The sequence below is a fragment of the Bacillus cereus group sp. MG9 genome, from assembly GCF_040459995.1.
Classification (GTDB): Bacteria; Bacillota; Bacilli; order Bacillales; family Bacillaceae_G; genus Bacillus_A; species Bacillus_A mycoides.
This window is the reverse complement of the sequence record NZ_JARVHC010000001.1, coordinates 1,598,750-1,622,527: the sequence shown is the minus strand read 5'-3', so window position 1 is coordinate 1,622,527 and position 23,778 is coordinate 1,598,750. Positions and strand designations below refer to the sequence as shown.

Genomic DNA, 23,778 nt, shown 5'->3' with positions numbered 1-23,778 from the left:
TAATATTTTTTTAAAAGAATTTCTGTATTTTTATTATTTTATTAATAAAATGGAAATATATTATTCTTTAATATATATTACAACGCGCCGGTTTTTCTCCCAATTTTGCGGTGAATCATTTGATGCTACTGGTTTTGTGTCCGCATATCCTACCGCTGCTAATCGTTTATCATCTACATTATACACTTCAATTAAGTGGTGAATCATATTAGCTGCTCGTGCTGAAGATAATTCCCAGTTGGAAGGAAATTTTTCATTATGAATCGGTCTACTATCTGTATGTCCTTCTACAACAATTGGGTTTGGTACCGATTGAAAGAACCCTACTAATTGACTAATTACTTCTTTTGCTTCCGGCTTAACATTCGCATCGCCTGTATCGAATATTAAGTTATCTACTATAACGATGCTAACACCTGTATCTTCTCGATATACATTCACTTGACTAACACCATTATTATCTACATATGCTTTTAACTTTTTATACAATTCATCCATTCGTTTTTTTGAAACTGCTTTTTCATCATTTTTTTCATGTGAAATATCTGGTATTGTACCTTCCATTACTTTCGCATCCACTTGTTCTGCATCACTAAACTTTTCAAGCATCTTCGATAATTTTACTGTATCTTGTTTTGATGTAGCAACTAATAGTACAAAAAAAGTCAATAACAACATCGTTAAATCAGTAAAAGTCGTCATCCAACGAGGCGATCCTTTTTGCGGTCGTTTTATCATCACCATACCACTCCTTGAAATATTAGGCTGCTCGTTTTTCTTTTTTTATCTTCGTTTCATATACGTATGTATCAAGTTTTAACTTTAACTTAGAAGGAATTTGTCCTCGGTAAAGCTCTGTGATTGCTTCTATTACAAACTTCTTCTCTGTATACAAATCTTCAATGCCACGATACACTTTTTCAGATAACGGTATTGCAATCATGTTTGCAATAACAGATCCATACAATGTCGTCAACATAGCAACTGCCATTCCTGTACCAATTTGCGATGTATCTTGCAAGTTTTGAAGCATAATAATAAGACCAATTAAAGTTCCTATCATACCCCACGCTGGAGCGAAATCACCAATCTTATCTAATAATGTTGCTCCTTTTCTTAACTCATATACTTCTGTTTCAACATCTCTCATTAATACTTCTTTTAATTCTGCTTCATCATATCCACTTAACATTAAACGAATCCCCTTTTGAATAAAAGGATTGTCTACTTGCTCTCCATCAACTTCTAACGAGAGTAAACCATGTTTTTTAGACTTCTTTGAAAAATCAACGAACAAATCCGTTAACTGTTCTAGATTTTCCTCTCTTCTATGTAAAACAGTAAAAATACTTTTCGTATATTTTTTTATTTCTCCAAATCTATATGCCACAATAATTGTCGCTGTTGTTCCCCCTATAACGATCAAAATAGATGAAACATCTAAGAAATTTTTAAAAGCTTTTATTCCACCACCGCCAAGCATGATCGCTGCAATTAAAATAACGAAACCTACTACAATGCCAAAGGGGCTAGAAATATCAAACTTCCTTTTTTTCCTTTGCGGTCTAGCTAATCCTTGATTTTCGTCTCCCATATTCCTGCCCTTCCTTTTTCGTTTTCGTAAAACATTTTTTTATTTTAATAATGCGTTTTCACATATAACAATCATTATACGCGTATCATCTATTTATCGCAATATACTCATTAAATTGACACATTTCATTTCTATATTAGAATTATAGTATGGAAATATGAGGAGGATCACGATGGAACATAACATTTTACAAGTCATTGCATTAGCAGAAAAACTAAAATATGAAATGCGACATAGTTGGCTTTCTAACGGACGTCAAGAAAGTGTTGCTGAACATACGTGGCGTATGTCCCTAATGGCTATCTTAGTTGAGCCTTATTTGGATCAAAAAGTAAATATAGAAAAATTACTTAAAATGGTTATTATTCATGACCTTGTCGAAGCAGAAGCTGGTGATATTCCTGCCTTTGATACGATGAATAGCCGTGAATTACAATTACAAAAACAAAAAAATGAGCAAAAGGCCATTTTAAATATTAAACGTACACTAGAAGGTTCCCTCGGTGTGGAATTATACGATTTATGGATGGAGTTCGAAGCGAAAGAAACGTATGAAGCAAAAGTTGCTAACGCACTTGATAAACTTGAAGTAAAAATTCAGCATAACGAAGCTGATATTGATACTTGGCTACCAATTGAGCATAAAATGACTTTCCAAGTTGGTAAACATACAGATTTTGACTCTTTCTTATCTAGATTACAAAAAATCATTGAACAAGACGGAGAAAAAAAATTACTAGCTGCTGGCATTGACGTTGAAGCATGTAAACAATAACCATTTAATTATGAAATAAGACACTCAAAATGAGTGTCTTATTTCATAATTGTTGATATTGCCTGCTTATAAATAAGTTGTTGTTTTCCATCTACTAATATTAATACTGTAAATCTATCTACTCCAACTACTTCCCCTACTATTCTTACTCCGCTCTTTAAAAATATAGTAACTGCACCTTTTTCTTCTTTTATTTGTTTATACAACTCTTCTTGTAAATGTTCCAATAACTGTTCTCTCCTTTATCAGTAAATAATCCTAATATAAAAAATTAAAGATTAATCACTTACATACTTTGCCTTTTATATTCATAAACTTATTAATTAGTATATCTAAATCTCGACTAAATAACAAAACTTTATCATGATCTAATCCATGCCTAGCAACAAGTTGAATTAACTCTTTCTTTTTGTGCTCTATTTTATTGTGTAATTGTCCCATCTCCATCTCTATACTAAAACTCCCTTTTCCCATAATATTACTTGTAAAATTATAGTACATTTCCACTCATAAAAAAATAAAAAAATGGCTTTTTTTACAAATTTTATATTTATGAAAAGAAATTTTAATGTAATTGTAAGTTACATACCCCTTTCATTTGCAATACATTCACCTAGTATACACTTCCATATTGTTTTACCATTTTAAAAAAAGCGCTATTAAACAAAGTAAATATCACATTTAAATCCGATCACAGGCTCTTGTCTAATTAGAAGTAAGACTTGCTCCTTTTCTAAATAAAAACATATCTTATAAAGTAATCCATTAGTTATATAGATTAATTTCCTAAAAAGGAGGAAAAAACATGAGCTTTGGTGGTAGTTGCGCTGGTTTCGGCGGTGGATTTGCTTTACTCATCGTGCTATTCATCCTTCTAATCATTATCGGATGTAGCTGTTGGGGTGGCGGCGGAGGGTTTTAAATATAATACGTATCCTTTTCGCTAAACTCTAAATGAATGAAATATGTTAACTAAAAACTATACGAAAACAGCTCATATTTGAGCTGTTTTTTCATACTTTCGTATGAATTTATGTCCATCTTTTTTGTGATTTCAACTAACAAGAAATCGTTTACTATGGAATAAGAAACATTTTTACTAAGGAGGATTATAATGATTAAGGGTCTTTATGAAGCACATTTACCTGTCTGTAATTTAGAAATTTCGATACCTTTTTATGAATCACTGGGATTAAAATTATATAAAAGAGACAACGATAGCGCCTTCTTTTGGATTGTAGAAAATGAAAGTTGGATTGGCCTTTGGGAAGGAAAAGAATACAAAGTCAATTATCATCCATCCTTACGACATATCGCCTTCCAAGTAAGCTTACACGATTTAGAAAACGCAATACACTGGCTCAAACAGAAAGGAATTCCAGCGCGCGAAAAGACTTTGGAATGGAGCCAATTGAGCCAATCGTTTTTCCAGAATTAGCACACGCCTCCGTATATTTTAACGATCCTGATGGAAATAGTTTAGAATTCATTGCACAATTACCTGTTGGACTACCTAAAGCAGAGAAAATGTATTTAAATGAATGGAAAAAGCATGTACAAACATCGCCAATAGATAGGGATTAATTTTTATGTCAGTGCAATCAGTTTCTTATTCCACACTTCTTAGAACAAATAAAAACTTTAAAAAACTATTTTATGGTCAAACATTAAGTGTACTTGGGGATTGGTTTCATACTGTCGCTTTATTAACACTCGTCTATAGCATAACAGAATCTTCATTTATGTTAGCACTCACCTTTATGAGCAAAGGGTTACCTCAACTTCTTCTGAGCCCATTCATAGGCGGAATTGTAGACCGTTTTTCAAAAAAGAAAATTATGATTTTTACCGATATTTTACGAGGAATTATCGTCCTCACTTATTTATTAGCAGTCTACAAGATTGAAATTATTTTCGTTTCTAATATATGTTTAGCGGTACTCTCTTGCTTATTCGAGCCTGCTAAGCAATCAACCCTAAAAAATATCGTACATCAAAAGCATTTAGTAACCGCTAACTCTCTTTCTAGTACAATCAATGGTTTTATGTCTATTATGGGAGCCTCTTTAGGTGGGCTCATTGCACAATCTTTAAGTATCGAGATTGCCTTTTTTATTAATAGCCTATCATACTTTATTTCAGCCTATATTATTTATAAAATAAAGATCCCTTCTCGTGACACTTTTAGCAAGAAAAAAGCGTTTTTCACTGATATAAAAGATGGTTATACATACATATTACAAAGCAAAATTATTTTAACATTAATTCTTGTCGGCATTTCATGGGGCATTATTGGAGGTGCCTATCAGTTACTTCTAACAATCTATGCCGAAAGAATCTTCCACACTAACATTGGTATTTTATATGCGGTTCAAGGGGCTGGACTTATGATTGGCAGTCTCTTCATTAATCTTTATATGTCTAAAAATGAAGACAAAATGAAAAGAGCATTTGGTTGGGCCTATTTACTACAAGGAATTTTCTTTCTCGGATTCATTCTATCCGATCAATTTATTATCGGTATCATTACATTACTCTGTATGCGTATAGCAGGAGGAATCATCGTTCCACTTGATACGACATTACTACAAACCTATACGCAAGAAAACATGATTGGTAAAGTTTTTTCATTTCATTATTCCATCTACGGATCGCTTATTCAGTTATCTATGTTTATTACAGGATGGTTTTTAGAAATCCTTTCTCCTCAAGTGATTGGTAGCTTGTTAGCTATATGCTGTATTTTTGTTAGTTTTATATGGCTTTTCTTGTTTTATCGCGGTGAGCTTGGTGAAGAATCTATTGATAATCAATAGATTCTTCACCAAATTTTATTTGATCTCATTTATTAGCGCTGCGTAACAATACAATTATTTGAAAATGTCAACCATATTCGTTAATGGGCCCTATACGTGAATGCTATTTGAGAAGAAACTAAGTTTTTATGTTAAAATAAAAATAAGATTGTGAAACATTGCACTTATGCTATAGGCTCAAAATAGCTAAATTCGATTTTCATGGTATTAAAATATTTATTGTATTTGATTAAATAGGAGGGCTATTTTGGAGATTACATTAAGTTTCATATGTATTATATTGGTGGCTTCTGTTTTGCAAACAAGTACAGGTTTTGGCTTTTCCATAATGGCAACACCTTTTTTACTAATGTTATTCTTACCACAAGAAGCTATACAAATTAATATTATTTTATCATTAGTTATTTCAATATCACTCATTTGGAAAATAAGAATGGACATTGACTTTATTCTACTGAAAAGGTTAACTATTGGAAGTATAGTTGGTGTACCTTTTGGTATTTTACTCTTCATTTCCATTAATATAAACGCTTTTAAATTAGCAATTAGCATCCTGCTCTTACTATTAACATTGATGCTAATATGCAACTTTAAGGTTAAACCAACACCATTTAGAGATTTTATAGTTGGTGGATTATCAGGGCTTTTAACGACCAGTATCGGTATGCCAGGACCACCCCTGTTACTTTACTTTACAGGAACTGATACGAAAAAAGAGAAGTTAAGAGCAACTACTTTAGCTTTTTATCTATTTATATATTTCATTAGTCTACTAACTCAAATACTCTTTACTGGCACAAACAAAACAATTTGGGAATCAAGTTTTTATGCTATTCCAATCGTATTTCTAGGTTTGTATATAGGTCAAATTATTTTCAAATGGCTTAATCAACGGATTTTCAAAATATTTACGTATATCCTTTTAAGTTGTACGGGGGGATATCTTCTTATTGAAAGTTTGAACTTGTTATAGAGGGTGCTTTAGATAGTGCACAATAATAGATAGGTTCAAACGAAATTATTGCTGCATTTTCAAGTGCGATGGGGCATTCTATATCAAAACTCAAATAACTTTATTGGCAGTTTACAATTAGCAATAATCGTTCTTTCATAAGACAAATATTTTAAATCGAATACTAAATAAAACGATAAAAAGCGGCTATTATGCCGCTTTTTACATTAAATATTTTATAAAGCAAAGACCTGCACTTACTATCACGAATATATTAAAAAATAAGAAAAACCCTTTTTATTTAAATCTTGCACTATTTCCATAATCTCTTCTTCTTGTTCTATTTCATAACTATCATGGATACCTTTATCTATTTCTACGTCTTTATCCATTTTGTTCTCTCTATATACTTTCTTTTTATATTCCAATACCTTTAATTTAGTAATACCTATCATCCAAGATTTTAAGTTTCCCTTTTCTATATCAAATTGGTCGATATTAAACCAAATGACAGTAAATACATCGTTATAACAATCATCTACATATTGTTTCTCAATAGGGGTACTTAATGATTTATGAATAATGTATAAAACTAATTTTCCATATTGATCAATGACTTCTTTCAAAGCATCTTGATCACGTTTTTTCATAGCTATAATTAAATCCTCTTCAGAATCGAAAATCATAAACATCATCCTTCCTCAGTTCCCCTTTAGCAGCTGCTTTTACTTACTATTGGCATTTCATTCTCATTTTCTATTACTTTTGTAAAAATTTATTAATTTTTATTTCTATATATATGATAGCAAAAAAAATACATTTCTCCTCCAAAAAAGACAAACCCGCATTCCAGGTTTGCCTTTTTACTTATTTCTTATTTAATCCTTTTTCATTTAAAAACTCTTTCATATGCATTCTTTTCTCTTTGGACATAAATGAGCTCATTGATTCCGTCCATGTTACGTTTTTTTGATTTGACGATCTTTCTTTGTAATACGCACTCATCGTTTCATCATATTCGTTTAATAATTCATCATATTTCTTTTCATCGTATCCATTTTCATGAAGAATGGCCGCTACCGGTAAACGTGGCTTAACTCCATGATCTTCATTTGGTACGCCCACTGTCATTCCGAATACCGGATATACTTTATCCGGTAAATGAAGCAATTCACTCACTTCTTTCGGGTTATTACGAATTCCGCCAATATAACAAATGCCGTATCCTAATGATTCAGCTGCAAGTGCTAAGTTTTGTGCAAATAATGAGGCATCTACTGTTGCTACAATAAAGTCCTCTACTCCCTCATGTTTAATTTCTGTTCCATGTTTCTCACATGCAGTTTCTAGACGTTTTAAATCCGCACAGCATACAAAGAATGCTGCGCAGTCTTTCACATGACGATTCCCTGATAATTCAGCTAGTTTAGCCTTTAGTTCCTCATCTGTTACATATATAAGAGAATACGCCTGTACAAAATGTGAGGAAGCTGCATGCTGCGCAGCTTGCACCATTCTTTCTACTATCTCTTTTGAAATTGGTTCTTCTTTATATTTACGAACTGAAACGTGTTGCTCCATTTTATGTATCATCTCATTCATAAAAACCACTCCTTTTTTCTCTTCATAATAAAAAATTAACATATCTTTTTCATTATTCACAACTTATAAGCAAAAAAAGAGCACTCCTTTGTGAGTTGCTCTTTTTTAAATACATATTAATATGGTAAATGAAATTATATCGACTTTACACACATAACGACAACGTTAAGCTGCTTTCAATACTTTAATACCTTTAACCATATTCCAAATGAAGTAGTAAATCCCTACAAGAATAAACACTGCATACGTTATAACCATCCCAATTCCAACGCTCTCAGACTGATTGAAACTTAAACCGTATACTCCTGATAAAGCTAACCCTCCAAATAAAATTGCATATGGGAAAACATGTGACCAAAATGCTTTTTTCGCATGATATTTCACTTCATCTTCCGCAACGAAGTAAACGATAATTGGTAGTAAAAATGGTGCAAAAAAGATACTAAAATAACATAGCGAGGATAAAATATTATTTCCTTTCATACGATTCACCTCTAAAGTTTTTTGTTACCTTCATTATGTCAGGAAACCTTTCCAGAAACTATCGCTTTACCTTTCATGAACATGACATTTTTGTAAGATTTTCCTCGAAATAAATCCCGCCTCAAATTTTGGGCGGGATTACTTTAACTATATTCGATTCATAAACCAATATTGCGTAATCGCTAAATATTCTCGTACATTCGATGGAATGATAATTGGCTTCGGTGTTTTGGCCGGAAGCCCTTCTAATTGCAAACCTTGTTTTGTAGCTATTTTTTTCGCTCTAAACATATGGAAATCGTTTGTTACGATCATACCTTTTTTCATATTGGCTGGAATTAACGGTTTTGAGAATTTAATATTTTCATCTGTGCTCGTCGACTTATCTTCCATTATAATGCGGTCTTCTGCAATATTTTGTTTCATTAATCCTTGTTTCATCGCTAATGCTTCTGTAATATCTTCACCTTTTCCTTGGCCTCCAGATACAATAGCAATTGTTTTATCATGTAATTTTAAATACTCAGCTGCTTTATCAATACGATATTGCAATGAATAAGAAGGTTTTGTTCCATTTACTTTCGATCCTAGTACAATTATATAATCCGCATCATCAATTGCATTCATATGCCCATGCTTATAAATGTTATATTGTAAAAACCCCGCATATACGGCGCAAATCATTATAACAACTAAAATATACTTGATTATTTTCTTCTTTCTCATATCCATATACCCCTATTCCCTTTACTTCCTTTATCATAATATCCATTTATTCGTTTGTATACAGACGAATTCCAATTAAGCCTAATTTATCCTCCAAAAGGTAATATTTCTATTAATTTTGGGAATAGTAAGTACAACTTCGCACGAAGGAGTGTCCCTATTGCTTCTCTTTTTATGTAACGTATCATTCTTTTTCATCTTATTTTTACTATCACTTAAGCTACTTGGTAAATCTGCATTAGCACAACTAACTCCTCATGATTTTGGGGCTATTATCTTTTTATCTTATTTAGCTTTTCAAGCCATACCAGTCGCTGGTGCTTTACAAGCATTTCTCGGTATGGTCGTTATTACATGTTTGCATTTGCTTCTTACAAAATTAAGCCTACTCAACAAACTAAATCGTTTTATTCTCGGACACCCCATTATTTTAATTAAACATGGTGATATTATTTTTGAGAACTTACAAAAAAGTAGATATCCGATCCCTGAATTGCTTTCTAACCTTCGCGTCGCAGGATATCCAAGTGTTCATGAAATTGAGTATGCGATATTAGAAGCGAATGGAGCTATTAGTATTTTACCAAAAAGAGAACTTGTGCCTCTGACTCCAAAAGATATGAATATAAATGTTAAGTATGCAGGCTTACCAATTGCTCTTATCGTTGATTCACAAATTCAATACGATAACTTAAAATTAATCCATAAAAATGAAAAGTGGTTACATGCAGAGTTAATGGAGAAAGGCGTTACAAATATTAAAAATGTGGCTTTCGCTTCTGTGCAGGAGACAGATGGATCTTTTGCGATTAGTTTAAAAGAATGAAAAAAAATCCCATTACTTGTTCAAGGGGATTTTCTTCACTATATTGCTTTTTTCTCTCTCGCCATGTTTAACGGAACAGGATGTTTCATACGATTCATCGTAAATACGATAATTGCTGTCAATACTTCCGCTACTGGCATCACGAGCCAAATTCCGTTTATACCAAATACTTTTGGCATAATCCATAACAATGGGATAACAAATAGTAAACCTCGGCTCATTATTATAAGTACTGATTTTTTCGTTTGTCGCACTGATTGGAAATACTCTCCATACACAATGTTATATCCTAAAAATACATATTGAATAAAGAATAAACTAATACCTGTTAACGTTAACTCCAATAGTTCTGGCGATTGAACATTAAATAAACCTATAATATATTTCCCGAAGAATAAACCGACAACAATCGCAATGCCTCCGAGTACAAGCGCAATTTTTACAGCAAACTGCAATCCTTCACGCAATCTTTCTGATAAGTTTGCACCGTAATGGAAACTAGCGATTGGTTGTAACGCTGCACCAACACCGAAGAATAATAGTAATGTCATTGCATGAATACTATTCACCATCGCATAGGAAGCGACTCCTATTTCTCCTGCATATTGAACGAATGCGATGTTAAAACCAATCGTTACGATTGCCACTGTACTTTCTGCTGTAAAACTTGGGAAACCGATCACCATAATTTGTTTAACCGTATCCCATTCAAAGTGGAATTTCGTCCATTTTAAAATACTACTTTTTCTAAAGAAGTGAGTTAATAATACAAGGAAACCAATTGCTGCCGAAAGAATAGTCGCTGAAGCAGCACCAGTTACACCCCATCCAAAGATGAAAATAAAAATATAGTCGAACACTATATTTAATACAGCCGTTACAACAAGACCTGCCATTGCTAAATTAGGATTTCCGTCATTTCGTATAAATGTACTTAAAATATTTTCTAAAACGTATATCATTCCAAATGTTAATAACACCTGTAAATAGTCTAATGCGTATGGTAAAATCACTTCATTCGCACCAAATAAATATGCTAAATCTTCTATTCTCCATAAGCAAATAGCCGCTAAAACGCCAACGATAACAACTGCTACTGTCATAGATTGAGTAAAGATAGACCTTGCTCTTTCCAGTTTATTTTCACCTAGTGCAATGGAATATAGCGTTGCTCCGCCCATTCCAATCCATAATGAAATAGAGAAGAAAATTGAAAATGCTGGAATAGCTACGTTTACTCCGGCTAAACCGTTCGCTCCAACTCCTCTACTAATCATGACTGCATCAATCACAATATTAACCGACATTAATACCATCCCAAGAACAGCTGGTATTAAATACGTAATAAATAAACTTTTAATTGGTTTTTCTCTTAATTTTTCTGTTGTTTCCATCATATAAATGCTCCTTTTTCAATGCTCTGTTCACAGTTTAAACCTTCAAGTTACTTGAAGGTCAATAGAGAATCGAAAAATATATAAGCCTATTTTTTAACAACAGGTATTTGAATTTCCGTTACTTGCTCCTTCGGATTTTCTGTTACGGACCAATCAATTAATGCAAGTTCCAGTGCATCTCCGCACACTTCATATCCTTCGTTATCAATGTGCTTTAATAATTCCGTATACGTTGCGTCTGTTTCTTCATATGGTCCATGGTGATAAGAACAGGCAAATATCCCTTCTTTTATTTCATCTGAAGTATGCGCTTCAAAAGGCATGTAATCCAATAAAATAAACACACTGTTATATGCTTGAAACTCATTTTGCATTAATGCTTTTTTTGAAACTGTTACACCGATATCACCTGAAAATAAACTATTATCAATTTGCTTCATATTTTTTTGCAACGAATGGATATAATATTCAAACATATCATCCGTTGTATTTGGTGCAACTGCAATTGCTGTAATTTTTCGCTTCGGTATCTTTTTATAAATAATTTGATTTGCTTCAGATTTCGTCGCTTTCTTCATTAAATGGATTTTATGTTCCATTTTTGCCAAAGCATACTCGATTTCTCTTTGTTTTTTCAGCATCATTTCTTGTTGTTTTTCAAGTAAATTCAGTGCATAAGATGGATTTCGTTCATCAATATATTTCTTTATTTCCTTTAACGGGATGTTCAATTGGCGTAAAAATTTAATCGTATCTAATAGTGAAAACTGATCAATTGTGTAATAACGATAATTGGTTTGAGGGTCAACAATTGACGGATGAAAAATCCCTTTTTCATCATAATAACGTAATGTAGATTCCGCTATATTATGCATTTTCGCCATTTCCCCAATTGTAAAACGTTGATTTAATAACATTTTTCTTTCTCCATTCATTATATGTAAACTTTATTACTTCCTATTATATATCTATATCCCCCGTTTCTAAAACGAATCCTCTCATGAAAATCTGCTATTTTTTCATTGATTTTTAATAAATTTTATTATATATTAATTACAGGTTCAAATTACAAGTTCAAAAGAACTCGTAATCAGACCCTTTGTTTAATGGATCTTTACATATTATCATTAGGCAAATTCCGAGAAATCGTATGATAAAAATAAAAAATGATGAGGAGAGGATCAAATGGAATTCGAATTTTTCTTTCAGATTGCACTTATTTTATTAAGTACAAAGCTCGCTGGTGACCTTAGTGTTAGATTAGGTCAACCTTCTGTACTCGGTAAATTAATTGTTGGTATCGTTATCGGTCCAGCTATATTCGGATGGATTGAAAATTCAGAGCTTCTAACACAATTAAGTAATGTCGGAGTTATTCTTTTAATGTTTATGGCAGGACTTGAAACAGACTTAGAAGAATTAAACGCAAATCGTAATTCTTCTTTAGCTGTTGCACTTGGAGGTATCGTTCTTCCATTCGTAGGTGGTTACGTTGCCGGTCTTGTTGTCGGTATGGAACAAGGGAATGCTGTCTTTTTAGGATTACTTCTATGTGCAACAAGTGTTAGTATTTCCGTTCAAACACTTCGTGATTTAGGTAAAATGAAAACACGTGAAAGTACGACGATGCTTGGAGCCGCTGTATTTGATGACATTCTTGTTGTTATTTTATTAGCATTTGCAATGAGCTTCTTAGGCACAGATGACGTTAACTTAACAATGATTATCTTGAAGAAAGTAGTATTCTTTGCTTCTATCATTTTAATTGGTTGGAAAGGTGTTCCAGCAATCATGCGTTGGTTATCACCGCTTCGCGTATCTGAGTCTATCGTTAGTGCTGCGCTTATCATCTGTTTCTCATTCGCATACTTCGGCGAACTATTAGGAATTGCTGGTATTATCGGTGCTTTCGCAGCTGGTATCGCTATTTCTCAAACGAACTACAAACATGAAGTAGAAAAGAAAGTAGAACCAATTGCTTACGCTATGTTCGTTCCAGTATTCTTTGTTAGTATCGGTATGAATATTACATTTGACGGTATTGGCGATCAAATTTGGTTCATCTTAGCATTAACAGTTATCGCTGTATTCACAAAACTAATTGGTTGTGGATTCGGTGCACGAATGACTGGATTTGATGCAAAGTCTTCTGCAATTATCGGTGCTGGTATGGTTTCTCGTGGTGAAGTTGCACTTATCATCGCAGGAACAGGACTTTCTTCTGGCCTATTAGCACAAGATTACTTTACAGCAATCGTTATCGTAGTTATTTTAACAACGATGATTACACCACCAATGTTAAAATACACTTTTGGTGCAAAAGATAAAGCAATAAAAGCAAGTAAATAAGTTTCATATAATAAAAGGAGATTGCTCTCTTATAAGATAGCAATCTCCTTTTTCATTTTATCTTTAAACAATTCCATTCATTTTTAACCAGTTTTCAAACATAGTTCGCGCTTCTTCATCATCGATATCATTACTAAATGAATACACCTTAATGCCATAATCATCTATATATTCACCTAGCTTCATTTCCTCCACTTTTTTGTAAAAATCATCTACCTCATAGTGTGGAATATAGGCATCCCAAATTGGTTCATTTATTCTTTTATACGCTGTCACTTCTAAATCATATCCATCTTCATAATATCCGATGTGATAATGTTTACTAGGGTCATATTTCTCCATTAATATCCCTTCCTTTAAAAAGCTATCCTATTTCACGTAATAAACAAAAGCGAGCTGTATATTACAGCTCGCTCAATTAATTAAATACGCTCCATCGCCGTCTTCAACGTACCAACAACGAAAGCAATTTCTTCACTTGATATAACGAGCGGCGGTGCCAATGTTAAGACATTATTATATCCTGCTGTTGTCATACCGTTGCGTCCGATAATGAGCCCTTTTTCTTTACAAGCATTTACAACACTTGCAATTTTGTCATTATCAATTGGTTCTTTCGTCGCTTTATCATTTACTAGTTCGATTCCAACTAATAACCCTTTCCCTCTAATATTTCCAACAAGCGGATGTGCCCCAATTTCTTCTTTTAATTGATTTAATAAAAGCGAACCCATTTGTGCAGAGCGCTCAATTAAATTTTCATTTTCCATAATCTCTAAGTTTTTAAGCGCTAATGCACAAGCCGCTGGATTTCCACCAAATGTATTAATATGGCGGAAGAATTCATATTCTCCTGTTCCTTTAAATGCCTTATAAATTTCTTTTTTTACAGCTGTTGCTGATAATGGTAAATATGCGCTCGTAATACCTTTTGCCATCGTAACGATATCAGGCTTAACGTCATAGTTCATAAACCCAAATGCTTTTCCTGTACGCCCGAAACCACAAATAACTTCATCACTTATAAGTAGTGCTCCGTGTTTTTGACATGTTTCGTGAATTGCTTTCATATAGTCTTGTGGTGGCATTAAAATACCTCCGCCTGTAATAATTGGCTCCATAATAAATGCTGCTATCGTTTCACTTAATTCCCATGTCATAACACGATCTACTTCTTTTACGCATTCTACATCATAAATATTTTGTGATTCCATTTCTGGCATGCGGTAACAATCTGGAGGCGTTACATGTAAAAACCCTGAAGCAAATGGCTCATATTGGTATCTACGTTGTGCTTGGCCAGTTGCCGCCATCGTTGCCATTGTGTTTCCGTGATAACCACGATAACGTGACATAAATTTGTAACGATGCGGTTCACCTTTTTGAGCATAATATTGTCTTGCTATTTTAAAAGCGGTTTCATTCGCTTCTGATCCACTATTAGAGAAGAAAATAACATACTCTCCACCAAGCCACTCGTTTAACTTTTCAGCGAGCTTAATTGCTGGTTCATGTGATTGTGACATCGGAAAATATGATAATGTTTGCAATTGCTTATAAGCTGCCTCTGCAAGCTCTTTTCTTCCATATCCGCTATTTACACACCAAAGACCACTCATACCATCTAAGTATCTTTTTCCTTGTATATCTTCAACCCAGCACCCTTCTGCTTTTGCCCCTACCATTGTACTACTTGGACTAAAGGGACGCATTCCGTGCCACACATATTGCTCATCTTTTGCTAATAATTCATCGGTTTGTTTTGTCTTCATCATTTCTTCCACCTTCCATAACAACTTATTTTTCACAAAGCTGCGCTGGTGCCATGATGAGTTAAATTTCTCCCTGCCTATTTTCATTCCACAAACACAAGACAAATCCTACCAAAATTAAAGTAATATTTATAAGAAAATGTCAAAAGAAAGAGGAGCTTTTCTTATATTTCGAAAAGCTCCTCTTTTTTAATGCGAAGATGCATCACTAATACCATGACCAGTATTAGATTTCACAAGAATTTCATCAAATTTCGCTGCATCTTCTTTCTTACTAGAGAAAACAGTTCCTAAATATGCTGCAAGAAACCCGAGCGGGATCGAAATAATTCCAGGTGTCGTATATGGGAATATCGCTTCTCCAACAAAAATAGCTTTTCCAGCTACTGGGTTCCAAACATTTGGACTTAACGCTACAAGAACAATCGCTGATACAAGACCAACAATCATACCAGAAATTGCTCCTGTTGTATTAAAACGCTTCCAATAGATTGTAAATAATATAACCGGTAAATTTGCACTCGCTGCAACCGCAAATGCTAGTGATACTAAAAATGCTACGTTTAATGTTTGAGCAAATAAAGCAAGTATAATAGATACTATCGCTACTCCAATAGACGCATAACGAGCCATTGACACTTGCTCTTTTTCCGTTGATTTTCCTTTACGGATAATCTCATTATAAAAATCATGCGCGAATGCTGATGCTGCTGTTAACACAAGTCCTGCTACTACAGCTAAAATAGTTGCAAAAGCAATTGCTGATACGAAAGCAAATAAGAAATCTCCGCCTAATGCTTTTGCTAATAAAGGTGCTGCCATATTACCAGCAGGGTTTGCTTTAATAATCGCCTCATTTCCTACAAACGCTGCTGCTCCAAACCCTAAGAAAATTGTCATAATATAAAACGCGCCAATTAACCACGTCGCATATACAACAGATTGACGTGCAGTTTTTGCATCACGTACTGTAAAAAAGCGGACAAGAATATGTGGTAATCCCGCTGTACCAAGGACTAGTCCTAAATTTAAAGAAAGTGTATCAAGACCATCCTTATACTTTACTCCTGGATTTAAAAACGAATCTTTTAATGGAGTAGCTGTTTTCATGTGAGCGAACATTTCAGTCACACTGAAATTAAATTTGGAGAAAACGATAACAGAAATAATAAATGTCCCTGCCATAAGTAGTACAGCCTTTACAATTTGAACCCAGCTCGTAGCTGTCATTCCTCCAAAAATAACATACACAGTCATAAGTGTACCTACGATTAATACAGATGTTGTATATTCAATACCTAATAATAGTTTAATAAGTGCACCCGCACCAACTAATTGTGCAATCATATAAAAAATTGAAATCGTCATCGTATTAAGCGCTGCTATACCACGAACTTTTTTCGCATCAAAACGTGCCGCAATCATATCTGCTAACGTGTACTTCCCTAAATTTCTAAGCGGTTCTGCGACAAGATATAGAACAACTAAATAAGCAACTAAAAAGCCGATACTATAAAAGAACCCATCAAACCCAGTTAACGCTATCGCTCCGGCTATACCAAGAAATGACGCAGCAGACATGTAATCCCCAGCAATAGCCAGACCATTTTGCCAGCCAGTTAATCCCCCTCCAGCCGTATAAAATTCACTCGCATTTTTCGTTTTTTTTGATGCAAAATAGGTTATGACGAGCGTACCAAGAACAATAATTAAAAATAGTGCAAACGCAGTAGTATTCAAATTCAGCCCCTCCCTTTTTGCATATCTTGCAGAATTTTTTGCGAAATTTCATCAAAGGATTCGGCTTTCTTGCTGTAAATCATACATAATGACCATGTCATAATAAATTGCGCAAAAGCAAATACCCATGCCCATGTCACATCACCAAACGCCGGTGTATTAAGCACCTTTGAATACGATGTTAAAATAGGTAGTGCTATAAAAAAACTTAAAAAGAAAATACTCATCGGAATGATAAACTTCTTTTTCGTATCTAATAACAATTGAAACTCTTCAGACTGAACAACTTCTGTATAATTCACCTCATTTTTTAACTTACGTGCTGACGTATCATCTCGTTTCATTCTCTGGTCCCCTCTCTTAACTTAAAATACAATTCCTCCTTGCATACCTAAAGACTAAATTTTATAAATATTCAGAAACTTATTTCCATTTTAGACAATCTATACATTCCTGCAAAGATTTTTCGATAGACATTTTTCGTCATTTTCTCCTAAATTTTCAATATACTTTTTTAACATAAAATTTGATTGATTCGATTAAACTTTTATTCCCATTAAAATAGAAGAAAGAAGTAGTGCTTATCGCACTACTTCTTTCTTTGTCTCCTTTTCTAAATTACGAGCTGTTTCACTTAATTCAACGTCTTTTCCATCTTTAAGTGTTCTAAATATAAAATCGAATACTGGATTTGAAACTCCGAACCAAAACTTTTCATTTTTATAATGGTGTAATATGTGCTGTTTTTTTAGCCATCTTCCAAACTTAGTGAAGGGACGAATCGGTTTATGTGCAATATAATGTTTCCATTCATAAACGAGGAGCATGATAATCATTCCGATTCCGAATGAAAGTGTAACAGTAACACTTTTTGTAATACCATACGTTATAAGTAAATATATAGTAAAGCTAGGTATACTAAACCATACAGGCAAAAATAAAAGTTTTAAATCATCTGGATATACGTGATGATCATAATGTAATCTTCTTAACATTTTTAATAAAAATGCGTTTTTAGGCGGCTTTAAATGGAATAAAAAACGGTGTGTCATATATTCGTTAAACGTATAAAAAACAATCCCAAACATACACGCTAACATACCAATCCATGTAAAAAATTGCATTTTTAAAATAATAATAAAAATTAATAGAACACTATACATAATAACAATATCATGTTGTAAAAAAAACTCTTTCACCACTCTCTTCATCTTACTTCCCCCTTTTCCACAAAAACAGCCGCAACATATCGTTACGACCATTTTTTTCTATTTTATTCTTATTCTATTCACTTTACAAATTTGCCTGCTGTTCTATTGTCGAGAAAAAAGTGTTCGGACCAAATATATTTTGCTTTGGGATAATGTGTTCTACTGCAAACACTGTTACTTCTCCTCTTTGTACTTCTCCAATAATGAGACCAAATACTTCATGATTTACCGCAAACGTTGGTTGTTTCGTTTGCAGTAACCTTGCTGCATTTTTAAATACCGCTTCATATAGTGGATTCCTATCAGTAATTTCTTTTCGGATTTTTGGTGCTAAAGTGATGATAATTTCTTTTCCGTCAATAGTGGTTCGATACATAAAAATCTCCCCTTCAATCTTATATGAACAACTGTAAAGCTTTGTATGCAAAATGGATAGAATATCCTACTAAAATAATACCTGCTCCGGCTGTAATATAACCAAGTGCTTTTTTCTTTAATAAAGTTCTTCCAAAATGTACAGAAAAAGCAATATTTAAATTCCACAAAATAATACCAACAATAATACAAAGACTGTACAAAAAAGCTTCTTGTTTCGTTACCTTTGTAAGCAACGAGCTAAGTGTACTTCCATATATACCAAACCAAAAAACGAGATTTAATGGATTGGATATCGCAATTAGAAATCCTGCCATAAAAGATTGTTTAAGTCCACCTATCTCTTCTTGTTTATATTCCATATTAGAGTGAGAAATTCCTTGTTTTACACTTTGAAACCCTAAATAAAACAATAAGAAAAAACCAGCGCAATACATAAAAGCTTGTACATATGTATACATAAACACAGAAGATAAACCAAAATAAATAAGCAGCATAAACAAAATATCAGCAGTCATTCCTCCGATTCCAACAATCCACGCATGCCAAAATCCACGTTCAATTCCTCGTTTTAACATTTCAATATTAATCGGACCTACAGGTGCAGCTAATGAAATACCTAATACTATTTGTTGTATAATTGCTCCAAACATCACTCTATCCTTTCTACTTCTTTTACTATTAAGTAATGATGCAAATAAAGAAAATAGACTAGCTTTCATAAAAATTATTCACTAATACAATACCCTTTTTTATCCAAAATATGCAAAAGAGCCATCCAGTTGATGGCTCTTATTTCTCTACTCTATGATGAAAAGGACATTTACCTTTAATCGGCTCAATATCATCCCCTATGAAATATTGTTTCCATTCACGATGATTAGGATCGCCGTAGTGACTAATGTTAGGGTGCTTCGGCAACTGATCCCACTTTTCAACTCGTTCACGGACCATTTGTCTTGAATACGACCCTTTAGGACGATCTCCTTCTAATCCATCGAAAATAGTTCGTGGCTGGAATCCAATAACGAGAGAATTTCCTAAATGCCTAGTCTTTCGCTGTTTATAAGCTGGCGCATTCCCAAATGCAAATATTGGTTCACCACCAAATGAAAATTCCCATAAATGATGGTCTGGATTTTTCGGGATTTGCTTTGGCCATAATTGATTATCTTGTTCATGCAAATATTGTAGTACTTTCCAAAAATAATCTCGATAATATTCGATTGATTTTTCTTCACATTCCGGTTCCACAAAAAGAAAAAATCCTCTTCTTACAATCGGCCGCTCTTTCATTAGCTCCAAAAAAGTTAACATTGTATTGGGCAAATGACTCCAATCATTATGAGAGAGAAATGAATAACGAAGTTCATTCTTCTTCAAAGCTGTTAAACCGAAATAACACGGGAAGGTTGGTTCTAACACGACACTCGAAAAATCATGAAATTCTTTTGCAACCCAATTCGGTATGTCGACTCTATTTTTCATCCCTTCATTATCTAATAAATAAGACTCATCCATTCTTTCACCTCATTATGTACAGCATTCACTTAAGAATATTACATACTAGGCTTGTCCTATACCTTTTTAAAAATCCGAGAAAAATTAATTAAAAATACAAAATTTTAAAAACGCTTACTTGACTAAATTCTACCAATTCATGTATATTTAAATTAATCATTTAGCAGAATATTCGATAATATAGCATTTTTTATTTTTATTATTTTTTAATGAATTTCACTAAATGAAAAAAGGAATCGTTTTTAGGAGGAATTGTGACATGCAAGGAAAAGTAAAATGGTTTAACAATGAAAAAGGTTTTGGATTTATCGAAATGGAAGGCTCTGAAGATGTATTCGTACATTTCTCTGCTATTCAAAGCGACGGCTACAAGGCTTTAGAGGAAGGTCAAGAAGTATCTTTCGACATTACTGAAGGAAACCGTGGACCTCAAGCTGCTAACGTAGCAAAACTTTAATCCCACATATGACAGGAGGTTACCTTACTTGGTAACCTCCTTTGTTATTCCTTTGTATATTTCCGTTTTCCAGAGCAAAAACTATATGAAATGCGCAAAATACAAAGGAGGCAATAACAATGGGGTCACATGTAAATGATTTTGAAGAGGTAAAATTCCGTGTAGAAACTGCACAAAAAATGGTAGGTTCTGCAACAATTTCAATGGATCCAGACACATTAGAGCATGCCACTACTGCAGTAGAATCGGCTCGTTCTCAGCTTGAAATCATGAAATCCGTTGCAACGGATTTAGATGAGCCATTTCTAATGAATGAAGAAAAAAAATTAAGTAAATGCGAGCATCAATTACATGAAGCGAAGCACTAAAAAACATCCAGAGAAAATTCTCTGGATGTTTTTTTATGACAATTGCTCCCCATACTTTTTCAACTTCTCTCCAACCGTACATTGCCGTATACAAAAAGAATGGGCATAGTATTTACTATGATTTTTCCGATTATGTTCCTGCAGGAAACACCCTCCGCAATACGTTTCTAATAAGTCATTTACCTCTGTAATGAGTTGCTTCTTCTTCACGTGTGCACCTCTCTATTCGGTTATTTCTTTATGACTATCAATTGTCGTCCCTTCTAATGCTTGCGCTGCTAATTGATGTGCCTCTTTATTTTGTTTTCTAGATATCGGTTCACAAATAAGCTTTAATTTCATTTGCTTCGCTTTTTGTTCAATTTGATCTAAGTAATGATTTAAATGTTCATCATAGCAAGGCCATTCACCAGCTAATTGCTGCAGTACAACTTGAGAATCTCCACGAAGTGTAACTGCTTCATATTTAATTCCTAATTCCCCGAGTGTATTCATCCCGTATAATAATGCTGCATACTCGGCTTCGTTATTATCATATATGCCTTCTATGTATGCATTGCGACGAATTCGATAATTTGTATTTCCTTTTTTATAGTATACACATATACCAACCCCAGCTTCTTTCGTCTGTACATCATAACCACCATCAAAATAAACTTGAATTTCTTGCGGATCTTCCTCCACTTGCTTACTCAGTTTTTTCATTTCTTTTAATGACCATTCCGCGTCCATTTCATCGAAAAATAAAAGTTCTTTCACCCTACCTGTTTTCTCAAAATCCTCCGCAAATTGAAGCACTTCTTCTATGTTCATATAATCTGTTGTTAATTCAGTTTGTAAACCACGCTTCGTTTTATACAACCAATGTATTTTATATTTCATACTAGATTCCCCTTTTATAAGACTTCTTATATGTAGCCAGCTAATGAAAGCCTCACTTTATTTTATCCCTTTCGGCAAGCAGACTCCATCTGATTTGCGTTACGGGTGAAACCCAACAATTCAGGTGGAGATGAATTGCCGTCAGAAGGTAGACCAAACACTTTTGTTTCGTTCATAACAATTTTTTGAGGGCGAATATTTGTTTCTTTTTGTCTTACGATATAATCTGTCGTAGATAAGGAGGGAATATATCGTAAGACAACGAAATTGGATAATAATAATCATTTGGTTACTTGAGCCAAAAGGAATTACGATGAAGATCATGTTCATATTTTGTTCCGTTTCGTTCCAAATAATGCTTTGTCAAAAGCGATTAACAGTTACAAAAGTGTTAGTTCTCGTTTCCTGAAACGAGATTTTCCTAAGATAAAACATGATCTATGGAAAGAAATGTTTTGGTCTCGAAGTTATTGTCTTTTAACAACGGGCGGTGTACCTATAGATTCTATCCGTAAGTACATTGAATCACAAGGAAAGCAATAATTTTAATGAACTCTCTGAGAAAGACCAACTATGAAATGTCAAGCGTGAAATACAATATAAATGAAGAGTGTTTACCCTAAAAAAGGGTAACTTAAATAAACCTTGAGAAGTCTCAAAAAATAAAAAAGTTATCTCTGGCATGGGAATGGAGGAATTTTATAGGGTTTATTACTCTTTAGAATGGCATAGACAATATAACACAACTTCCTAGCTACAGCTCCTATACAAACATAATAGTGTTTTCCTTGATTTCGTTTCTTTTCATAAAAAGCTTTTAATACAGGGTCATGTTTATAAGCAGTAATAGCCGCTTGAAATAATGCTCTACGTAGATGAGAGGAGCCACGTTTGGACATAGACATACCAGTTGATTCGTATTGACCTGATTGAGAAATAGTGGCATCAATACCGGCATAAGCCACAAGTTTAGAAGGCTTGTCAAAGCGGCCTATATCCCCAATCTCGCTTAATATGGTGGCACCTAATATAGGACCAATACCCGGAATAGTAGTGATTGGTGTATCTAAGTCACTTAATAGTTGAGACATTTGATTCTCACATTCTCTCAACTGAGTTTCAATAAAGCGGATTTGCTCCATCAACATTTTTAATTGGAATGAGAAAGCATCTTTACAAAAGGTGACACCAAATGAGTTTGAGGCTAATTCCATCAGTTGATTGGCTGTTTTTTTTCCAAGTCGGCAACGACTTGCTTGCTCAATTATTAGTGTCAAATCATCAATAGACAGTCTTTCATAATCGCTAGGAGATGTATATTCAATTAGGAGCTGTGAAGACGTCTTGCCAAAGACATTAGAGAAAATACTTTGATATTCTGGAAAGGTTTGATCTAACACGACAAGCGCCTTGCGTTTTAAATCACTTATATTACGTACAAGAGAATTACGAAACCGGCTTAGTTGTTTTAAAGCGAACATTTTCTCGTCTACGAGTGGAGTTTCAAGGAAGCGGCCAAATCGTATGACATCGGCAATCATAGTGGCGTCAATGGCATCTGTTTTTCTCTTTCTAATTTCTGTTCCCTTTCGCCATGCATTGGTTTGGAGTGGGTTCAGTACAATCACAGAAAAACCATGATCTAGTAGAAAAGAATAGACAGCTATCCAATAGTGACCAGTGGCCTCCATCCCGATTGACAGTTCTGTCGGAGAACTAATGTATCGGTAAAGCCAAGTTAATAAAGCTTGTCCACCTTCTTTATGATTGTGGAAAGGAAATGGCTTGGTAATAGGTTTCCCAGTGGAATCAATGATGGAAGCATAGTGCTTGTGTTTGGCAATATCAATACCTAAGTAGAACATAGTATACACCCCTATTTTGATGATTTTTAGATAGTGTTATCCTCCTCTGAACTAATAAGCGCTACTA

The 23,778-nt window shown here is 33.8% G+C and carries 28 protein-coding genes and 3 pseudogenes; 10 read left to right on the top strand and 21 right to left on the bottom strand.

Annotated elements, in window-relative coordinates; all coding sequences use genetic code 11:
- Nucleotides 1-60 precede the first annotated feature (60 nt).
- A complete protein-coding gene (locus QCI77_RS08350; protein WP_002012067.1) occupies nt 61-738 on the bottom strand; it encodes an OmpA family protein in 678 nt (225 codons plus the stop codon).
- A 22-nt stretch (nt 739-760) separates the two neighbouring features.
- Entirely contained in the window at nt 761-1,594 is an 834-nt protein-coding gene (locus QCI77_RS08345) for a flagellar motor protein MotP (protein ID WP_002012069.1), read from the bottom strand.
- A gap of 172 nt (nt 1,595-1,766) precedes the next feature.
- Between QCI77_RS08345 and QCI77_RS08340 the strand changes: the two genes are divergently transcribed.
- Complete coding sequence (locus tag QCI77_RS08340) at nt 1,767-2,369, top strand: HD domain-containing protein (protein ID WP_002086514.1); 603 nt, start codon at nt 1,767-1,769, stop codon at nt 2,367-2,369.
- A gap of 38 nt (nt 2,370-2,407) precedes the next feature.
- Here QCI77_RS08340 and hfq read toward each other — a convergent pair whose 3' ends face one another.
- The gene (gene hfq, locus QCI77_RS08335; protein ID WP_002012071.1) at nt 2,408-2,596 is read right to left on the bottom strand and encodes an RNA chaperone Hfq; all 189 of its coding nucleotides are present in this window, start codon (nt 2,594-2,596) and stop codon (nt 2,408-2,410) included.
- Between the two features lie 55 nt (nt 2,597-2,651).
- On the bottom strand, nt 2,652-2,870 hold the full coding sequence (locus QCI77_RS08330) for an aspartyl-phosphate phosphatase Spo0E family protein (protein ID WP_002141097.1): 219 nt from the start codon (nt 2,868-2,870) through the stop codon (nt 2,652-2,654).
- A 304-nt stretch (nt 2,871-3,174) separates the two neighbouring features.
- Here QCI77_RS08330 and QCI77_RS08325 point away from each other — a divergent pair, with 304 nt between their 5' ends.
- From QCI77_RS08325 to QCI77_RS08310, 4 genes and pseudogenes are all read left to right on the top strand, one after another.
- Nucleotides 3,175-3,291, top strand: coding sequence for a YjcZ family sporulation protein (locus QCI77_RS08325; protein ID WP_000007805.1), 117 nt, complete (start codon nt 3,175-3,177; stop codon nt 3,289-3,291).
- 192 nt (nt 3,292-3,483) lie between these two features.
- Nucleotides 3,484-3,953 (top strand): annotated as a pseudogene (locus tag QCI77_RS08320) (VOC family protein).
- A gap of 5 nt (nt 3,954-3,958) precedes the next feature.
- Complete coding sequence (locus QCI77_RS08315; RefSeq protein ID WP_353824742.1) at nt 3,959-5,185, top strand: MFS transporter; 1,227 nt, start codon at nt 3,959-3,961, stop codon at nt 5,183-5,185.
- Nucleotides 5,186-5,432: 247 nt separating this feature from the next.
- Complete coding sequence (locus tag QCI77_RS08310) at nt 5,433-6,158, top strand: sulfite exporter TauE/SafE family protein (protein ID WP_113770058.1); 726 nt, start codon at nt 5,433-5,435, stop codon at nt 6,156-6,158.
- A gap of 254 nt (nt 6,159-6,412) precedes the next feature.
- Here the strand turns inward: QCI77_RS08310 and QCI77_RS08305 are convergent.
- The 4 genes and pseudogenes from QCI77_RS08305 to QCI77_RS08290 form a co-directional block, all read right to left on the bottom strand.
- Nucleotides 6,413-6,829, bottom strand: a pseudogene (locus QCI77_RS08305) (sigma factor); the annotation flags it as partial.
- Between the two features lie 175 nt (nt 6,830-7,004).
- Nucleotides 7,005-7,739 (bottom strand): oxygen-insensitive NADPH nitroreductase, encoded by a 735-nt coding sequence (nfsA, locus tag QCI77_RS08300; protein WP_353824741.1) that lies wholly within the window; start codon nt 7,737-7,739, stop codon nt 7,005-7,007.
- Between the two features lie 165 nt (nt 7,740-7,904).
- Entirely contained in the window at nt 7,905-8,222 is a 318-nt protein-coding gene (locus tag QCI77_RS08295; protein ID WP_353824740.1) for a magnetosome magnetite crystal formation protein family, read from the bottom strand.
- A gap of 147 nt (nt 8,223-8,369) precedes the next feature.
- Entirely contained in the window at nt 8,370-8,906 is a 537-nt protein-coding gene (locus tag QCI77_RS08290; RefSeq protein WP_353824739.1) for a YdcF family protein, read from the bottom strand.
- A 202-nt stretch (nt 8,907-9,108) separates the two neighbouring features.
- On the opposite strand from QCI77_RS08290, the gene QCI77_RS08285 reads away from it, so the two are divergent.
- Nucleotides 9,109-9,774 (top strand): DUF421 domain-containing protein, encoded by a 666-nt coding sequence (locus QCI77_RS08285; RefSeq protein WP_002011883.1) that lies wholly within the window; start codon nt 9,109-9,111, stop codon nt 9,772-9,774.
- 38 nt (nt 9,775-9,812) lie between these two features.
- Here the strand turns inward: QCI77_RS08285 and QCI77_RS08280 are convergent, their stop codons facing one another.
- On the bottom strand, nt 9,813-11,168 hold the full coding sequence (locus tag QCI77_RS08280; RefSeq protein ID WP_003188403.1) for an MATE family efflux transporter: 1,356 nt from the start codon (nt 11,166-11,168) through the stop codon (nt 9,813-9,815).
- Between the two features lie 89 nt (nt 11,169-11,257).
- Entirely contained in the window at nt 11,258-12,088 is an 831-nt protein-coding gene (locus QCI77_RS08275; RefSeq protein ID WP_002086530.1) for a MerR family transcriptional regulator, read from the bottom strand.
- A gap of 268 nt (nt 12,089-12,356) precedes the next feature.
- Between QCI77_RS08275 and QCI77_RS08270 the strand changes: the two genes are divergently transcribed.
- The gene (locus tag QCI77_RS08270; protein WP_353824738.1) at nt 12,357-13,520 is read left to right on the top strand and encodes a cation:proton antiporter; all 1,164 of its coding nucleotides are present in this window, start codon (nt 12,357-12,359) and stop codon (nt 13,518-13,520) included.
- Nucleotides 13,521-13,583: 63 nt separating this feature from the next.
- Here the strand turns inward: QCI77_RS08270 and QCI77_RS08265 are convergent, their stop codons facing one another.
- The 8 genes from QCI77_RS08265 to QCI77_RS08230 form a co-directional block, all read right to left on the bottom strand.
- On the bottom strand, nt 13,584-13,862 hold the full coding sequence (locus tag QCI77_RS08265; protein WP_002030895.1) for a DUF3986 family protein: 279 nt from the start codon (nt 13,860-13,862) through the stop codon (nt 13,584-13,586).
- 80 nt (nt 13,863-13,942) lie between these two features.
- Complete coding sequence (locus QCI77_RS08260; protein ID WP_353824737.1) at nt 13,943-15,292, bottom strand: aspartate aminotransferase family protein; 1,350 nt, start codon at nt 15,290-15,292, stop codon at nt 13,943-13,945.
- 189 nt (nt 15,293-15,481) lie between these two features.
- A complete protein-coding gene (locus QCI77_RS08255; RefSeq protein ID WP_002011892.1) occupies nt 15,482-17,032 on the bottom strand; it encodes a solute symporter family protein in 1,551 nt (516 codons plus the stop codon).
- A 2-nt stretch (nt 17,033-17,034) separates the two neighbouring features.
- Nucleotides 17,035-17,376 carry a DUF485 domain-containing protein gene (locus QCI77_RS08250; protein WP_060751451.1) on the bottom strand — a complete coding sequence of 114 codons (342 nt, stop codon included), beginning with the start codon at nt 17,374-17,376 and terminating at the stop codon, nt 17,035-17,037.
- 237 nt (nt 17,377-17,613) lie between these two features.
- Nucleotides 17,614-18,243 (bottom strand): sterol desaturase family protein, encoded by a 630-nt coding sequence (locus QCI77_RS08245; protein WP_002126527.1) that lies wholly within the window; start codon nt 18,241-18,243, stop codon nt 17,614-17,616.
- An 82-nt stretch (nt 18,244-18,325) separates the two neighbouring features.
- Nucleotides 18,326-18,619: a hypothetical protein gene (locus QCI77_RS08240; RefSeq protein WP_002011898.1), complete on the bottom strand. Its 294-nt coding sequence runs from the start codon at nt 18,617-18,619 to the stop codon at nt 18,326-18,328.
- Between the two features lie 19 nt (nt 18,620-18,638).
- Nucleotides 18,639-19,271, bottom strand: a complete 633-nt coding sequence (locus QCI77_RS08235) for a LysE family transporter (protein WP_002030886.1) — start codon at nt 19,269-19,271, stop codon at nt 18,639-18,641.
- A gap of 139 nt (nt 19,272-19,410) precedes the next feature.
- Nucleotides 19,411-20,139 (bottom strand): YqcI/YcgG family protein, encoded by a 729-nt coding sequence (locus tag QCI77_RS08230; RefSeq protein WP_002030884.1) that lies wholly within the window; start codon nt 20,137-20,139, stop codon nt 19,411-19,413.
- A 259-nt stretch (nt 20,140-20,398) separates the two neighbouring features.
- On the opposite strand from QCI77_RS08230, the gene cspB reads away from it, so the two are divergent.
- Nucleotides 20,399-20,596: a cold shock-like protein CspB gene (gene cspB, locus QCI77_RS08225; protein WP_002011904.1), complete on the top strand. Its 198-nt coding sequence runs from the start codon at nt 20,399-20,401 to the stop codon at nt 20,594-20,596.
- 119 nt (nt 20,597-20,715) lie between these two features.
- A complete protein-coding gene (locus QCI77_RS08220; RefSeq protein WP_002011905.1) occupies nt 20,716-20,964 on the top strand; it encodes a DUF2564 family protein in 249 nt (82 codons plus the stop codon).
- Between the two features lie 33 nt (nt 20,965-20,997).
- On the opposite strand, the gene QCI77_RS08215 is transcribed toward QCI77_RS08220, so the two are convergent.
- Nucleotides 20,998-21,174 carry a zinc-finger domain-containing protein gene (locus QCI77_RS08215; RefSeq protein ID WP_002011906.1) on the bottom strand — a complete coding sequence of 59 codons (177 nt, stop codon included), beginning with the start codon at nt 21,172-21,174 and terminating at the stop codon, nt 20,998-21,000.
- A 12-nt stretch (nt 21,175-21,186) separates the two neighbouring features.
- Entirely contained in the window at nt 21,187-21,846 is a 660-nt protein-coding gene (locus QCI77_RS08210; protein ID WP_012260647.1) for a ribonuclease H family protein, read from the bottom strand.
- Nucleotides 21,847-22,152: 306 nt separating this feature from the next.
- On the opposite strand from QCI77_RS08210, the pseudogene tnpA reads away from it, so the two are divergent.
- Nucleotides 22,153-22,389: pseudogene (gene tnpA, locus QCI77_RS08205) on the top strand (IS200/IS605 family transposase); the annotation flags it as partial.
- Nucleotides 22,390-22,517: 128 nt separating this feature from the next.
- Here tnpA and QCI77_RS08200 read toward each other — a convergent pair.
- Nucleotides 22,518-23,711: an IS110 family RNA-guided transposase gene (locus QCI77_RS08200; RefSeq protein ID WP_016079095.1), complete on the bottom strand. Its 1,194-nt coding sequence runs from the start codon at nt 23,709-23,711 to the stop codon at nt 22,518-22,520.
- Between the last annotated feature and the right edge of the window lie 67 nt (nt 23,712-23,778).